The following is a 13,382-nucleotide window of genomic DNA, read 5'->3' as shown; positions in this document are numbered from 1 at the left end:
TACGCTATTTACGATATCAAAAATAGGTACAACCAGTTTTTTATCTACAGTAGCTGCAAGATATGGTTTAATCCGTCGGTATTATGTCGAATTTATATCTTTCGCAATGAAGCGGAAGAGTTGAGAGAAAAGGTCTTCCATGAGTTGGCTTGAAAAGATTTTAGAGAAAAGTAATCTAGTAAGTTCACGCAAAGCTTCTATCCCAGAAGGTGTGTGGACTAAATGTACCTCTTGTGAACAGGTTTTATACCATGCTGAACTAGAGCGTAACTTAGAAGTTTGTCCAAAGTGTAACCATCACATGCGTATGAAAGCGCGTCGTCGTTTGGAAACATTTTTAGATGAAGGTAATCGAGTTGAATTAGGTTCTGAACTTGAGCCACAGGATAAACTGAAATTTAAAGATTCTAAGCGATACAAAGAGCGTATCTCTGCTGCACAAAAAAACAGCGGCGAGAAAGATGCGCTAGTTGTTATGCAGGGTGAATTGCTTGGTCTGCCGCTTGTGGCGTGTGCGTTTGAATTCTCCTTTATGGGTGGTTCAATGGGTTCAGTCGTTGGTGCTCGCTTTGTGAAAGCCGTGGATGCAGCCATTGAAAATAACTGTGCGCTTGTTTGTTTCTCAGCAAGTGGTGGTGCTCGTATGCAAGAGGCATTAATGTCTCTTATGCAAATGGCAAAAACCAGTGCTGCGCTTGAGCGTTTATCAGAAAAAGGTCTGCCGTTTATTTCGGTTCTAACTGACCCTACAATGGGTGGTGTATCAGCAAGTTTGGCTATGTTGGGTGATATCAACATCGGTGAACCTAAGGCCCTGATTGGCTTTGCTGGTCGTCGTGTAATCGAGCAAACAGTGCGTGAAGATCTTCCTGAAGGTTTCCAGCGTAGTGAGTTCCTACTTGATCACGGTGCTATTGATATGATCGTTGACCGTCGTGAAATGCGTCAGCGTGTGGGTGGTCTTATCGCTAAGATGACTAACCACAAGTCTCCTTTGGTGGTTTCGGTTAACGAATCTCCAAATGAAGAGCCATATTCTGTACCAGAAGCGGACGAAAAAGGGTAAAGTATCAACTAACATAAAAACCAAAGAATTTAATGGTTAAAGTTAGATGACCCAAAACCCTATTCCTCAAGCCACATCTTCATTAGAGATGTGGCTTGATTATTTAGCAAATATTCATTCCTCAGCAATTGATCTAGGCTTAGACCGTGTCCAAGCGGTAGCAAACAAAGCCAATCTTACCAAACCAGCTCCAACCGTAATCACCGTTGCCGGAACCAATGGCAAAGGCTCAACGTGTGCGTTAATGGAAGCCATTTTACTTGATGCTGGCTATTCAGTCGGTGTTTACAGTTCTCCGCACCTGATTCGTTACAACGAGCGTGTACGCATTAATGGCGTTGACGTTGTAGATTCAAAGCACTGTGAAGCATTCGATTATGTAGAAAAGCAGCGTGGTGATGTTAGCCTTAGCCTCTTTGAATTCGGTACGCTTGCTGCGCTACGTATTTTCCAAGTAGAGAAAGTTGACGTTGTCTTACTTGAAGTAGGACTTGGCGGCCGTCTAGACGCCACTAACGTTGTTGACCATGATGTTTCTGTTATTACGAGCTTAGCGATCGATCATGTGGATTGGCTTGGTGATGACATCAATGTTATTGGTTTTGAAAAAGCGGGCATTTACCGTTCAGGGAAGCCAGCAATTTGTGGTCAACCGACGCCACCAGCGACCGTGGCGGCTCATGCTGACGATATTGGTTCTGAGTTCTTCCAAGTAGGTATTCAGTACGATTACCAACTAACTGATAATGGTTGGAAATGGAGCAGTGGGGCATTTGAGTTAGAGGATTTACCAATCCCATCGCTACCATTACAAAATGCAGCCACTGCACTGATGGCACTAGGGGCTTCGGAATTGCAAATCACTGACATAAATATTGTCAATGGCTTGAATAATGCTCGTTTGGCGGGGCGTATGCAAGTACTGCATCACGAACCTGAAATAGTCCTTGATGTCGCTCATAACCCGCACTCTGCTGAGTATTTGGTAGAAAGAGTGAAGCAACAATATCTGGGTAAGAATATCCATATTGTGGTTGCAATGCTGCATGACAAGGACATTAAAGCAACCATTGAAGCGCTAACTCCAGTTGCAACACAATGGTATCCAGCGTCGCTTACTGGACCGAGAGCGGCGACCGCTGATGAATTGTGCCAATACTTACCTGATGGGCAAGTTCATTTTGAAAACCCTGTTGACGCCTTCGAGAGTGCGAGAAGCCACGCAAAGGCAGGAGACGTTATTCTGGTGGTTGGCTCATTCCATACCGTCGGAGAGGTATTGGAACATTGGCAATCAAATAATAAATAAGCAAAGGTATTTTGATGGCAAGTAAATTCCAAAGTCGTTTAGTCGGCACCATCATTCTAGTCGCAGTCGGAGTCATTGTTCTTCCCGATGTGCTAGATGGTAAGAAACTGCACTACAAAGAAGAATTTGCCAGTATTCCTATCAAACCAGAACTTGATAGTGATGTGGAAAACTTCGAAATATTAGAGCCAGTGGAAGACGACATTACGTTACCGGATTCTCCGGTTGAAGCTGAAGTGCAAGAACGTGAGGATGCTCAAGTAGCCGTTTCTGAGCCCGAGCCAGCGCCAACATCTAAACCTGAGGTCATCAAACAACCAGAGCAAGTTGAGGTCGTCACTCGTCCTGTTCAAGAGAAAAATCAATATGAAGATTCAGCTTGGATCATTCAGTTGATGGCACTTAAGAATCACGAAAATGCTGTCGCGCTTGTCGCGGATTTGCAAAAGCGTGGTTATCAAGCTCACACAAAGAAAGAAAACGAGTTTACGAGAGTGATTGTTGGCCCTGATGTGTCAAAAAGTAAACTTGAACGACAAGTTCAAGAATTACAAAAAATTACAGGTTCAAAAGGCCAATTGCTTAAATTTAAGCCATTAAATCCATAAGAAAACGTTTGCGTCAGCATTTTTTCTGTTAAAATGCGCGCCAACTTAAGATGAAGAAAAGATGAATTGGATAGATTTTATCATTTTAGGTGTGATCGGATTTTCAGCTCTGATCAGTTTAGTTCGCGGTTTTGCTAAAGAAGCTTTGTCTTTGGTGATTTGGTTCGGAGCGTTTTTTATCTCCAGTAATTACTATGCCAAATTGGCGGTGTACTTCACCAACATCGAAGATGATATGTTTCGTAACGGAGCGGCGATTGCGGCGTTATTTGTCGCAACCTTGGTAGTTGGTGCAGTGGTGAATTACGTCATTGGTCAACTGGTACAAAAAACAGGGCTATCAGGTACGGACCGAATTCTCGGGATTGTATTTGGTGGTCTACGCGGAGTCTTAATTGTTTCTGCGGTGCTGTTTTTTATGGATGCGTTTACTGCATTCCCAAGCTCGGATTGGTGGAAAGATTCACAGTTGATCCCTGAGTTCAGCCGTATCATCGCCCCATTCTTCGAGCATTTACAAGCAACATCAAGTTTTCTGTCTGGCACTATCTAGTAGTGCCAGCTACTGTCGCAAATCGAGGATTAGGACATGTGTGGTATTGTTGGAATCGTGGGCACAACGCCTGTAAACCAGTCTATTTATGACGCGTTAACGGTGTTACAGCATCGTGGCCAAGATGCCGCTGGTATTTGTACCATAGAAAGCAATCGTTTTCGTCTGCGTAAGGCGAACGGTTTAGTCAAGGATGTATTTGAAGCAAGACACATGCAACGCCTGCAAGGCGAGGTCGGAATTGGTCATGTTCGTTACCCTACAGCAGGCAGTTCAAGCGCTTCAGAAGCTCAACCTTTCTACGTAAACTCTCCTTTCGGTATTACACTTGCCCACAACGGTAACTTGACTAACGCTAACGAAGTTCGTCAGAAGCTGTTTGAAAAAGATCGCCGTCATATCAATACCACTTCAGACTCTGAAGTATTACTAAATGTACTGGCGCACGAAATTGACTCAGTAAAAGGAAATGTCACGACCGAAGACGTATTCCGCGCAGTTACCAATGTTCATCGCACAATTCGCGGTGCTTATGCTGTGACCGCCATGATCATTGGTCATGGTATGATTGCATTTCGTGACCCACACGGTATTCGCCCGCTCTGTTTAGGTAAGCGTGAAGTTAACGGCAGAGCAGAGTACATGGTTGCGTCTGAATCGGTGGCATTGGATGCGGTCGGTTTTGATTTCGTCCGTGATGTTGCACCTGGTGAAGCGATTTACGCAACGTTTGACGGTGAGCTTTACACGAAGCAGTGTGCAGATAATCCTAAGCTGAACCCTTGTATTTTCGAGTTCGTGTACTTTGCTCGTCCAGATTCGTTCATCGATAAAATTTCGGTATACAGTGCTCGCGTTGAAATGGGTAAAAAGCTGGGCGAACGTATTCGTGAAGATTACGCAAACCTTGATATCGATGTTGTCATTCCTATCCCTGAAACGTCTTGCGACATTGCACTGCAAATCGCTCAAGCGATCGATATCCCTTATCGCCAGGGTTTCGTGAAAAACCGTTATGTTGGACGTACGTTTATCATGCCTGGCCAGCAACAACGTAAGAAATCAGTACGTCGCAAGTTGAATGCTATTCGTTCGGAATTCAAAGGTAAGAATGTGTTGCTGGTGGATGACTCTATTGTTCGAGGTACAACGTCAGAGCAGATTATTGAGATGGCTCGTGATTCTGGTGCCAAGAAAGTGTACATGGTCTCAGCGGCTCCTGAAGTTCGTTTCCCGAACGTATACGGCATTGATATGCCAAGTGCTACAGAGCTTATTGCCCATGGCCGTGACAACGATACAATTTGTAAGCAGATTGGTGCCGATGCGCTTATTTATCAACGTCTAGAAGATTTGGTAGAGGCGGTCGGTCTTGGAAACCAAGATATTACTCAGTTCGATACATCCGTGTTTAACGGCGAATACGTAACGGGTGATATTGACCAACAATACCTAGACTTTTTGGATGGTCTTCGTAATGATGATGCGAAAACACAACTTGAAATCCAACAGGATTTAGCAAACCTAGAGCTTCATAACGAAGGCGCATAGGGTGCGTTTTCTTAAGTCGTAAAAAAACCAGAGCTTCGGCTCTGGTTTTTTGTTTTCGCTACTTAATTAGTGAATGTTATAAGCGATCACAAAGTCAATAAAGAGGCGAACTTTCTCTGGCAGGTGGTCTTTGTGGTTGTAAAGCATATAAATGTCGCGCGGGTTTGCACTCCAATCTGGCAGTACGCGTACCAAATCGCCGCTCTCGATGTACTCTTTGATCATGACATCTGGCATTAGTGTGATGCCTAAACCTTCGGAACAAGCGCTGCGCACCACATTGAGCGCGTTTGCTTGAAAACGACCACGATCAACATTCACCACAGACTCGCCTTTGCTATTAATCAAGGTCCACTTAATAAGTGGGTACCCTTTTAGCAATGAATGGTTAGAGAGCTCTTCTGCATGATGTGGCGCAGGATTCGAGGTTAGATAGTCAGGGCTTGCAACGAGAATATCCTTCACTTCGCCAATCTTACGCGCGATGAGGCTAGAGTCGCGTTGCGGTCCCACTCGAAAAATTACATCCCATTCAGTAGGGTCAAGCTTGTCCGCATTATTCTCTGTCGTTAGCTCAATGTTGATGTCCGGGTACTGCTTCATAAAGCTGTTGAACATCGGCATCATCATTCGTTTAGTTAAGTTATAAGGCGCGGATATCTTAATCTTGCCGGATGCTCCTCGGCAGTCGTCAGTGATTTCCTCTGCTGCGGTTGTTAGCCTTTGTAGTAAAGGAGAGCACTCATGGTAAAAACGTTCCCCTGCTTCAGTGAGCGAGAGTTTGCGAGCATGACGGTTCAATAGTCGAAGATTGACAGAGTCTTCTAGCGCTTGAATGCGTCGGGTGATGGTCGCAACCGGGATCATGGTTTTTCGCGAAGTTGCGGTGTAGCTCCCATTTTCGACAACCAGTCGAAACAGGTTTAAGTCATCTAATTTCATATTTCCAGACACATTAAATTACCGATTACGGTTAATTTATAATTAACTTTGTGATCAAAGCTTGCTTTAAGTCAACATGTTGCATCATTTGAACACAGCAACCCTGTTTGAGTAAATACTGTTATACGCCGTAATATTTGTATTAATGCAGTTTCCGAGCTAAGTTTTATAACAAGGCAAAGCGGCCTCAGGTCTTGCTGTGACACGTTTTGCTGGAAGTAAACACAACAAAAATAATGACTTAATAATAAATCTGTTTTTTTGACTGAGCTTTGTGAGGGATAAAGGTATGTTTAAGACTCACAGTCAAACGGCAATGGTCTCGGCACAGGAAGTGATTAATCAAAAACTAATAATGTTGGTGGACGATGATCCAATATTTCGTAAAGTAACCAATGCCTATTTAGAAAGTCAGGGTTTTAAAGTAGTAGAAGCAGAAAACGGCCTAGAAGCGCTTCAACAACTCAGGGAATGCCAACCCGATCTTATCTTATGTGATTTATCGATGCCGGTCTTAGATGGTATCGAGTTCGTCGAAGAAGTTAGTCTCGAATACCCATATATGCCGCTTATCGTGGTATCAGGCACGGATGAAATGTCCGATGTCGCGAAAGCGTTGCGATTTGGTATTAAAGATTTTCTTCCTAAACCGATAGGTAATTATGAGCACCTATCTCAGGCGATAGAGAATACGCTAGAAGATACCGATAGCCACTTCTCAGAACAACGTGACTTTTCAAGTCAGTGGTTCAGGGTTGATGATGGTGGTGAAATCCCAGATGAACAAGAGCTATATTGGCATCTGGAATATTTACAACAGAATCCGAGTGCGGCAAGAGATTTACTGCAAGCGCTATTGCCAGAGAAGGATGCTGCTCAGGGAGATTGGCGCTGCTCGTACCGTTTATTGCAATCAACGGATGTGATGCCCTTGGTTTTCGATTATCGTTGGTTAATGAATGGTCAATTTGCGTTTTATCTCGTTGATTCTGCTTCTCAAGCTAATGATGGAGTTGCGACGACATTGCTCGTTAGGGCATTGTTTGACGACTATCTCCGTAACTTGAAAAGTTTCAGTGCTGATCTCAAGGACATGGTAGGGATCATTGAAAAAGGAATTGAGTGTTCGGAGTGTGCGGGTGCAGTCAATGCTGTGTTTGGTGTCGCCGACCTCGCTTCATCCTCGGTCTCTATATTGCCTGCGGGTTTAGATAGCCATTGGTCTGACGGAAATACGAATCAACACATCGCAGCAGGTAACCGTTTAGGGGGAGGAAGTATGAAAAACTTCATCACCCGCGATTTACCGCTTAGTGTTGCAGGACAGTTATCTATCGGGTGTTTAGGTTCTTCAAGTTTTAGTTTAAGTATTACCCGGAAATCCCGACTAGTATAATTATGACTTGCAAACCAATAAGCAGCGTCCTTACGCTGCTTATTATCTTTTTAGAACCACCAACACAACATACGTTTAGTTTAATAACCTTACTTTTTACTGGTGTTTAGATTTGGCTGTTTAATGTATAGTCAGCGCTTAAAACAATAATGACCCATTTGTGCAACGATAATTTAACGCTGTGCCTTGGGAGAAGCAAAGTCAACTAGTGAGAAGACACATCATGGCAGACAAAGATTTTAAAGAGCCTTATAATATTTTTTACTTTTTAGGTTTTATTGCAGTTCTTTTGATCCCAACACTTCCTGCAACGCTAACCTGGCTTCGTGTAATGAATGGTTACGCAGGCTTTTAATCTAGCTATTTTGTACCGGAGTTCACCATTCGTATTAAGCGTTACTTTTTCAATACTGTTGGTGGACTCTGTATTGTGCTCGGCATAGCCGGCATAGCCCTTCCACTGTTACCCACCACACCTTTTATTTTGCTTGCTAGCGCATGTTTTATGCGTGGTAGCCCCGCATTTCATCAATGGTTACATAACCACAAAACGTTTGGACCCATTCTCGACAATTGGCATAAGCATCGGGCTGTTACTTCAAAAGTAAAAAAGCGTGGTGCGATTTTTATTGCGCTTAGTTTCATGGTTTCAATCGTTGTTGTCCCCCTCGTTTGGGTAAAAATTGGTCTTTTAGTGATGCTAATCGTTTTACTCAGCTGGTTTATGCGTCTGCCTGTGATTGAGTTGGTTGCTGACCGAGAAGAAAATCACTAAGATTGTAGAGAATAGTGTGCCCGCTCTTCGAGTGGGCGTTTGTATTTTCAGCGCCTGTGACTTTTACGAAAATAAGCACATAGTGGTGAAAACCTATTGTTCGTTGCCCTCGTGATACTGCGATTAGAGAGGGCGATGAGCCAATCTAAGTAAATCGGTATTATGACTACAGAAACAATTTCACTGATCAAATCTAGCATCAAAAGCATCCAAGACTACCCAAAGCCAGGCATTCTATTTCGTGATGTGACGAGCCTTCTTGAAGACGCAAAAGCATACCAAGCGACGATCAACTTACTTGTTGAACGTTACAAAGATATGGGCTTTACCAAGGTTGTGGGTACGGAAGCTCGTGGCTTTCTATTTGGCGCGCCTTTAGCGCTTGAGCTAGGTGTTGGTTTTGTACCAGTGCGTAAACCAGGCAAGCTACCACGCCCTACTGTTGCTCAATCTTATGAGCTTGAATACGGCGTTGATACACTAGAAATCCATACAGATGCCATCGTTGAAGGCGACAAAGTACTGGTTGTCGACGATTTATTGGCAACGGGCGGTACTATTGAAGCGACGACTAAGCTGATTCGCCAACTGGGTGGTGAAGTTGAGCACGCTGCGTTCGTTATCAACCTACCAGAAATCGGTGGCGATAAACGTTTAGAAGCACTAGGTCTAAACGTGTACAGCATCTGCGATTTTGAAGGACATTAATACATTCAATGAGTTATTTAGCTTTAGCGCGAAAATGGCGTCCTAATCAGTTTGACCAAGTTGTCGGACAAAAACATGTCCTGACGGCGTTGGAAAACGCACTGGCGCAAAACCGTTTACACCATGCTTATCTGTTCAGCGGGACTCGTGGTGTGGGTAAAACGAGTATCGGTAGGCTGTTTGCCAAAGGCTTGAACTGCGAAACCGGCATTACCGCGACACCTTGTGGTAAGTGTGATACTTGTCGTGAAATTGATGAAGGTCGCTTTGTCGATCTTCTTGAAATCGACGCAGCATCACGTACTAAAGTTGAAGACACTCGTGAACTGTTAGACAACGTTCAATACAAACCTGCTCGTGGACGTTTTAAAGTGTACCTCATCGATGAGGTGCACATGCTATCGCGTCACTCTTTCAACGCGTTGTTGAAAACCCTGGAAGAGCCGCCAGAGTATGTGAAGTTCTTACTCGCAACAACTGATCCACAAAAGCTGCCTGTCACTATATTGTCGCGTTGTCTTCAGTTTCATCTGAAACCAATCAGCGTTGATGAGATTCACCAGCAACTTGATTACATCCTAGGTCAAGAGCAAGTTTCAGCAGAGCCAAAAGCGTTGGGTATGATCTCACATGCTGCAGATGGCAGTATGCGTGATGCTCTCAGCTTGACTGATCAAGCAATTGCATTAGGTAACGGTGCGGTGCAAACCGATATTGTCAGCCACATGTTGGGGACGATTGATACCGACCAAGCGATTCACTTACTAGAGTCAATCAGCAGCAAGCAACCTCAACAAGCCATGGATAAAATCCAGCAATTAGCAGCAAATGGTGTTGAGTGGGATGGTTTGTTGCAGCAAGTCGCAACACAGCTTCATCGAATTGCGATGTATCAAGCGCTGCCAGCGTCGCTAGACCGAGCGCAGCCAGATGCAGAAAAAATCGAGTTGTTGAGTAAAGCACTAAGTCCGCAAGACGTTCAGCTTTACTACCAAATTGCATTGAAAGGTCGTGAAGATTTGACTCTCTCGCCAAATGGGCGAGTCGGTCTGGAAATGATTGTGCTGCGTATGATGGCGTTCCGCCCATCAAGTAACAGTGGGGCAAATGTTGTTTCCAGTAACTGCGAATCAGCTTCAGCCCCAGTTCAAAGTGCCAGTCAATCAAAGGCTGCGCCAGCTCAGACCGCAGCTGCCCCTCGAGCTCAACAGCCGAGTCCAGCACAAAGCACACCACAAGTGGCGCCTCAACCTTCATCCAGTTCGCAACCTGAGTATCAAGCGAGTGGATATGAGACGGTTCCACCACAGTATGATATGGCGCCGCCGATGAGTGAAAACCCAGCGCCGCAGCATGAAACGCCACCTCAACAAATGCAAGAGAGCGTTTCAACACCAGCGCGCGGTGGTCTAAGCGGTTTACGTCACCAATTACGTTCTCAGCGTCAAGGCCTACAACAGAATACTCCTCAAAATGGTGGCTCAAAAAAGCCTAAAGCGGCATCTGCACAACCAGAATCGGTTATCGACCGAGTAGCGCAATTGCATGGCAATTCCGCGCAGGTGTCGCCAAACTTAGCTCCGAAGTCGACGGAGCCACAAGTTGAGGAAGCGTATCGCTGGCGTCCAAGCAAGCCTGTTGAGACAAAAGTAAATACAAAACTGACACCTACGCAGCTCAAGCAGGCACTTGAGCATGAGAAAACGCCTGAAATGGCACAAAAGCTCATCGATGAGTCATTAGAACATAATGAATGGGCGAAGCTAATCAGCTTAATGGAGATCCCTAAGCTGGTAGAGCAACTTGCGCTAAACTCTCATTATAGTAAGGAAGGAACAACCGTTTCGTTACTATTGAGAAGCAGCCAAGCTCATTTGAATACTGATAGAGCTCAAGCCGAATTGCTTAAAGCACTTAATACCGTGTTGGGTGAAGAGTGCCACATGAGCATCGAAATAGGGGAGAGTGGAGAAACACCACTTGAACTGAGAGATAGGCTCTACCAAGAGAAATTACAGCAAGCGCTGAACAGTTTAGAAAACGATCCAAATGTTCAATTTATTGAACGTCGTTTTGCTGCAGAGCTTGATAAAGATAGTGTGCGCCCTATCTAATAATCGAATGGAATGGGGTTGAAAACCCAAAGGTATAACCCCATTAATTGATGCAACACCTCATTAAACCAGAGAGATAAACATGTTTGGTAAAGGCGGTATGGGCAACCTAATGAAGCAAGCCCAGCAAATGCAAGATCGCATGCAAAAGCTTCAAGAAGAAATCGCGAATATGGAAGTAACTGGCGAGTCTGGTGCTGGCCTAGTTAAAGTTACTATCACTGGTAGTCACAGCGTACGTCGTGTTGACATCGATGAAAGTTTGATGGAAGACGACAAAGAAATGCTTGAAGATCTTATCGCTGCGGCGTTCAACGATGCAGCCCGTCGTGTTGAAGAAACTCAAAAAGAGAAAATGGCTTCTGTAACTGGCGGTATGCAACTACCACCAGGCATGAAAATGCCATTCTAATCTGCTGATATTTAATTAAGCGGACTTTTAATGCGTACCAGTCATATGCTGGAACAATTGATGGAGGCCTTACGTTGTCTACCTGGGGTTGGCCCCAAGTCAGCGCAGCGTATGGCCTTTCATTTGTTACAGCGCGATAGAAAAGGCGGTTTGCAGCTTGCAGATGCGCTTAGTCAGGCAATGACAGAAATAGGTCATTGTACTGAGTGTCGAACCTTCACCGAAGAAGAAGTCTGTCACATTTGTACCAACCCAAAACGCCAAGAAAATGGTCAAATTTGTGTGGTAGAAAGCCCGGCAGACATCGCAGCCGTTGAAGCAACAGGCCAATATTCTGGTCGGTATTTTGTTCTTATGGGGCATTTGTCGCCATTAGATGGTATTGGTCCAAGTGATATTGGGTTGGATGTCCTTGATTACCGCTTACGTCGCGGTGATGTTACCGAAGTGATTTTGGCGACAAACCCAACAGTTGAAGGTGAAGCCACTGCCCACTACATCGCAGAGCTATGTAAAGAGCACCAAGTTGATGCCAGCCGCATCGCGCATGGTGTGCCTGTCGGTGGGGAGCTAGAGCTTGTTGATGGCACGACGTTGTCACATTCGCTATTAGGTCGACACAGAATTTAATAAAAAGCCGCTGAATTCAGCGGCTTTTTTGATTTTGGGAGTTAGGAACGATTAATCGTTCGATTCTTTACCAAGAAGATTTTTGTAGATAACTGCACCAAGCACGCCACCCACAATAGGAGCAATCCAGAACAGCCATAGCTGAGAAACCGCCCAGTCACCCACATATACTGCGACTGCCGTGCTACGAGCAGGGTTTACTGACGTATTGGTGACAGGAATGCTGATCAGGTGAATGAGAGTCAAACACAGGCCAATTGCGATAGGTGCAAAGCCTTGTGGCGCACGTTTGTCTGTTGCACCCATAATGACAATCAGGAACATCATCGTCATGACAACTTCAGTCACAAGTGCAGCGATCATCGAGTATTGGCCTGGAGAGTGTTCACCATAACCATTGGCGGCAAAGCGAGAACCCACAACATCGAATCCTGCTTGTCCAGATGCAATAACGTAAAGCACGCCACCTGCGATAAGCCCGCCGATCACCTGTGAGATGATGTAGGGAGCAACGTCTTTTGTCTCAAAACGACCGCCAGCCCAAAGGCCAACTGTCACTGCAGGGTTCAAGTGACAACCTGAAATATGACCGATAGCAAATGCCATCGTCAGAACGGTTAAACCGAATGCCAAAGAAACGCCCAACAGACCAATACCCACTTCAGGGAAAACCGCAGCCAACACCGCGCTACCACAGCCGCCTAACACTAGCCAGAACGTGCCAAAAGCCTCAGCCAAATACTTATTCATGTTCTTTCCTGATCTTTAATTAAATGACCCGCTGAACATAGTCGAGAATTGTCAATAAATTGTGAGGGAGATCGCGCGAAAACCGCAAATGGGACGCTATGTGGCAAGAGTTCTCAAGGGTGAGATAAAAGGCTGAGGGGGGAGTGCTAAATCTTGAGTTGGCTTTGATTACTGCCTCGGAGAGAAACAACCGAGGTACTAACTTTAAACGTGTGGTCTAGAGTCGCATTACGTCAATTGTTCTAATTCAGTGATGTTGTCGAGTGCTTCTTGATTGGTGTTGCCGCATACAATCGGACACGGTTTAAAATCGTGACAGACTTTAGGGCGTTCAGGCTTACCAAATAGCTTGCACAAATTGTCGTCGTTGAGTTGCACACAACGAACACCTGCAGGTTTGCCCTTGGGCATTCCAGGTATTGGTGAAGAGATACTTGGCGCAATACAGCACGCTCCACATCCTAATCGACAATCCATAATGTAAACCTCTTAAAAATTAAGGGGGCAATTATGGTCATTTTGACGTGGATTGGAAGAGTGAAGAAAGAAAAAAATAAAAGGGCGCGCT

General features: G+C 44.9%; 15 protein-coding genes. 12 read left to right on the top strand and 3 right to left on the bottom strand.

The annotated features are described in order from the left end of the window. Nucleotides 1-139: 139 nt before the first annotated feature. The 5 genes from accD (at nucleotide 140) to purF (ending at nucleotide 5,087) form a co-directional block, all read left to right on the top strand. Nucleotides 140-1,066 carry an acetyl-CoA carboxylase, carboxyltransferase subunit beta gene (accD, locus tag H9L11_RS02070; RefSeq protein ID WP_005380583.1) on the top strand — a complete coding sequence of 309 codons (927 nt, stop codon included), beginning with the start codon at nucleotides 140-142 and terminating at the stop codon, nucleotides 1,064-1,066. Between the two features lie 46 nt (nucleotides 1,067-1,112). Then, nucleotides 1,113-2,375 (top strand): bifunctional tetrahydrofolate synthase/dihydrofolate synthase, encoded by a 1,263-nt coding sequence (gene folC / locus H9L11_RS02065; RefSeq protein ID WP_205390969.1) that lies wholly within the window; start codon nucleotides 1,113-1,115, stop codon nucleotides 2,373-2,375. 14 nt (nucleotides 2,376-2,389) lie between these two features. After that, a complete protein-coding gene (locus tag H9L11_RS02060; protein ID WP_047104387.1) occupies nucleotides 2,390-2,983 on the top strand; it encodes an SPOR domain-containing protein in 594 nt (197 codons plus the stop codon). Nucleotides 2,984-3,044: 61 nt separating this feature from the next. Then, the gene (locus H9L11_RS02055; RefSeq protein ID WP_005380590.1) at nucleotides 3,045-3,536 is read left to right on the top strand and encodes a CvpA family protein; all 492 of its coding nucleotides are present in this window, start codon (nucleotides 3,045-3,047) and stop codon (nucleotides 3,534-3,536) included. A 36-nt stretch (nucleotides 3,537-3,572) separates the two neighbouring features. Beyond that, complete coding sequence (gene purF, locus H9L11_RS02050; RefSeq protein ID WP_005380592.1) at nucleotides 3,573-5,087, top strand: amidophosphoribosyltransferase; 1,515 nt, start codon at nucleotides 3,573-3,575, stop codon at nucleotides 5,085-5,087. 66 nt (nucleotides 5,088-5,153) lie between these two features. On the opposite strand, the gene H9L11_RS02045 is transcribed toward purF, so the two are convergent. After that, a complete protein-coding gene (locus tag H9L11_RS02045; RefSeq protein WP_005384959.1) occupies nucleotides 5,154-6,029 on the bottom strand; it encodes a LysR family transcriptional regulator in 876 nt (291 codons plus the stop codon). Between the two features lie 289 nt (nucleotides 6,030-6,318). On the opposite strand from H9L11_RS02045, the gene H9L11_RS02040 reads away from it, so the two are divergent. The 7 genes from H9L11_RS02040 to recR all read left to right on the top strand — a co-directional run bounded on the left by H9L11_RS02040 (nucleotide 6,319) and on the right by recR (nucleotide 12,064). After that, nucleotides 6,319-7,425, top strand: a complete 1,107-nt coding sequence (locus tag H9L11_RS02040; RefSeq protein WP_005380606.1) for a response regulator — start codon at nucleotides 6,319-6,321, stop codon at nucleotides 7,423-7,425. A gap of 223 nt (nucleotides 7,426-7,648) precedes the next feature. Continuing rightward, nucleotides 7,649-7,780 carry a hypothetical protein gene (locus H9L11_RS23625; RefSeq protein WP_005380608.1) on the top strand — a complete coding sequence of 44 codons (132 nt, stop codon included), beginning with the start codon at nucleotides 7,649-7,651 and terminating at the stop codon, nucleotides 7,778-7,780. Between the two features lie 72 nt (nucleotides 7,781-7,852). After that, nucleotides 7,853-8,200 carry a YbaN family protein gene (locus H9L11_RS02035; RefSeq protein ID WP_025767186.1) on the top strand — a complete coding sequence of 116 codons (348 nt, stop codon included), beginning with the start codon at nucleotides 7,853-7,855 and terminating at the stop codon, nucleotides 8,198-8,200. Between the two features lie 162 nt (nucleotides 8,201-8,362). Further along, nucleotides 8,363-8,908 carry an adenine phosphoribosyltransferase gene (gene apt, locus H9L11_RS02030; RefSeq protein WP_005380615.1) on the top strand — a complete coding sequence of 182 codons (546 nt, stop codon included), beginning with the start codon at nucleotides 8,363-8,365 and terminating at the stop codon, nucleotides 8,906-8,908. A gap of 8 nt (nucleotides 8,909-8,916) precedes the next feature. Further along, nucleotides 8,917-11,022, top strand: coding sequence for a DNA polymerase III subunit gamma/tau (gene dnaX, locus H9L11_RS02025; RefSeq protein WP_064376893.1), 2,106 nt, complete (start codon nucleotides 8,917-8,919; stop codon nucleotides 11,020-11,022). 82 nt (nucleotides 11,023-11,104) lie between these two features. After that, nucleotides 11,105-11,434, top strand: coding sequence for a YbaB/EbfC family nucleoid-associated protein (locus H9L11_RS02020; RefSeq protein ID WP_005380618.1), 330 nt, complete (start codon nucleotides 11,105-11,107; stop codon nucleotides 11,432-11,434). A 30-nt stretch (nucleotides 11,435-11,464) separates the two neighbouring features. Then, nucleotides 11,465-12,064 carry a recombination mediator RecR gene (gene recR / locus H9L11_RS02015; protein WP_033907361.1) on the top strand — a complete coding sequence of 200 codons (600 nt, stop codon included), beginning with the start codon at nucleotides 11,465-11,467 and terminating at the stop codon, nucleotides 12,062-12,064. 51 nt (nucleotides 12,065-12,115) lie between these two features. On the opposite strand, the gene aqpZ is transcribed toward recR, so the two are convergent. Continuing rightward, nucleotides 12,116-12,814, bottom strand: a complete 699-nt coding sequence (gene aqpZ / locus H9L11_RS02010) for an aquaporin Z (protein WP_033907359.1) — start codon at nucleotides 12,812-12,814, stop codon at nucleotides 12,116-12,118. A 228-nt stretch (nucleotides 12,815-13,042) separates the two neighbouring features. Continuing rightward, nucleotides 13,043-13,291, bottom strand: coding sequence for a YkgJ family cysteine cluster protein (locus H9L11_RS02005; RefSeq protein ID WP_017820793.1), 249 nt, complete (start codon nucleotides 13,289-13,291; stop codon nucleotides 13,043-13,045). Nucleotides 13,292-13,382 lie beyond the last annotated feature (91 nt).

Source organism: Vibrio sp. sp1, from assembly GCF_016920955.1.
In the GTDB taxonomy this organism is placed as follows: domain Bacteria; phylum Pseudomonadota; class Gammaproteobacteria; order Enterobacterales; family Vibrionaceae; genus Vibrio; species Vibrio alginolyticus.
The sequence above is the reverse complement of the archived record's forward strand: the minus strand, read 5'-3'. Positions and strand labels throughout refer to the sequence as shown.

What these genes read in the sequence shown, in the direction of transcription:
- aqpZ (WP_033907359.1), bottom strand. Translation starts at nt 12,814, where the DNA reads ATGAATAAGTATTTGGCTGAGGCTTTTGGCACGTTCTGGCTAGTGTTA.
- H9L11_RS02020 (WP_005380618.1), top strand. Translation starts at nt 11,105, where the DNA reads ATGTTTGGTAAAGGCGGTATGGGCAACCTAATGAAGCAAGCCCAGCAA.
- dnaX (WP_064376893.1), top strand. Translation starts at nt 8,917, where the DNA reads ATGAGTTATTTAGCTTTAGCGCGAAAATGGCGTCCTAATCAGTTTGAC.
- H9L11_RS02055 (WP_005380590.1), top strand. Translation starts at nt 3,045, where the DNA reads ATGAATTGGATAGATTTTATCATTTTAGGTGTGATCGGATTTTCAGCT.
- H9L11_RS02040 (WP_005380606.1), top strand. Translation starts at nt 6,319, where the DNA reads ATGTTTAAGACTCACAGTCAAACGGCAATGGTCTCGGCACAGGAAGTG.
- purF (WP_005380592.1), top strand. Translation starts at nt 3,573, where the DNA reads ATGTGTGGTATTGTTGGAATCGTGGGCACAACGCCTGTAAACCAGTCT.
- H9L11_RS02045 (WP_005384959.1), bottom strand. Translation starts at nt 6,029, where the DNA reads ATGAAATTAGATGACTTAAACCTGTTTCGACTGGTTGTCGAAAATGGG.
- recR (WP_033907361.1), top strand. Translation starts at nt 11,465, where the DNA reads ATGCGTACCAGTCATATGCTGGAACAATTGATGGAGGCCTTACGTTGT.
- apt (WP_005380615.1), top strand. Translation starts at nt 8,363, where the DNA reads ATGACTACAGAAACAATTTCACTGATCAAATCTAGCATCAAAAGCATC.
- folC (WP_205390969.1), top strand. Translation starts at nt 1,113, where the DNA reads ATGACCCAAAACCCTATTCCTCAAGCCACATCTTCATTAGAGATGTGG.
- accD (WP_005380583.1), top strand. Translation starts at nt 140, where the DNA reads ATGAGTTGGCTTGAAAAGATTTTAGAGAAAAGTAATCTAGTAAGTTCA.
- H9L11_RS23625 (WP_005380608.1), top strand. Translation starts at nt 7,649, where the DNA reads ATGGCAGACAAAGATTTTAAAGAGCCTTATAATATTTTTTACTTTTTA.
- H9L11_RS02005 (WP_017820793.1), bottom strand. Translation starts at nt 13,291, where the DNA reads ATGGATTGTCGATTAGGATGTGGAGCGTGCTGTATTGCGCCAAGTATC.
- H9L11_RS02060 (WP_047104387.1), top strand. Translation starts at nt 2,390, where the DNA reads ATGGCAAGTAAATTCCAAAGTCGTTTAGTCGGCACCATCATTCTAGTC.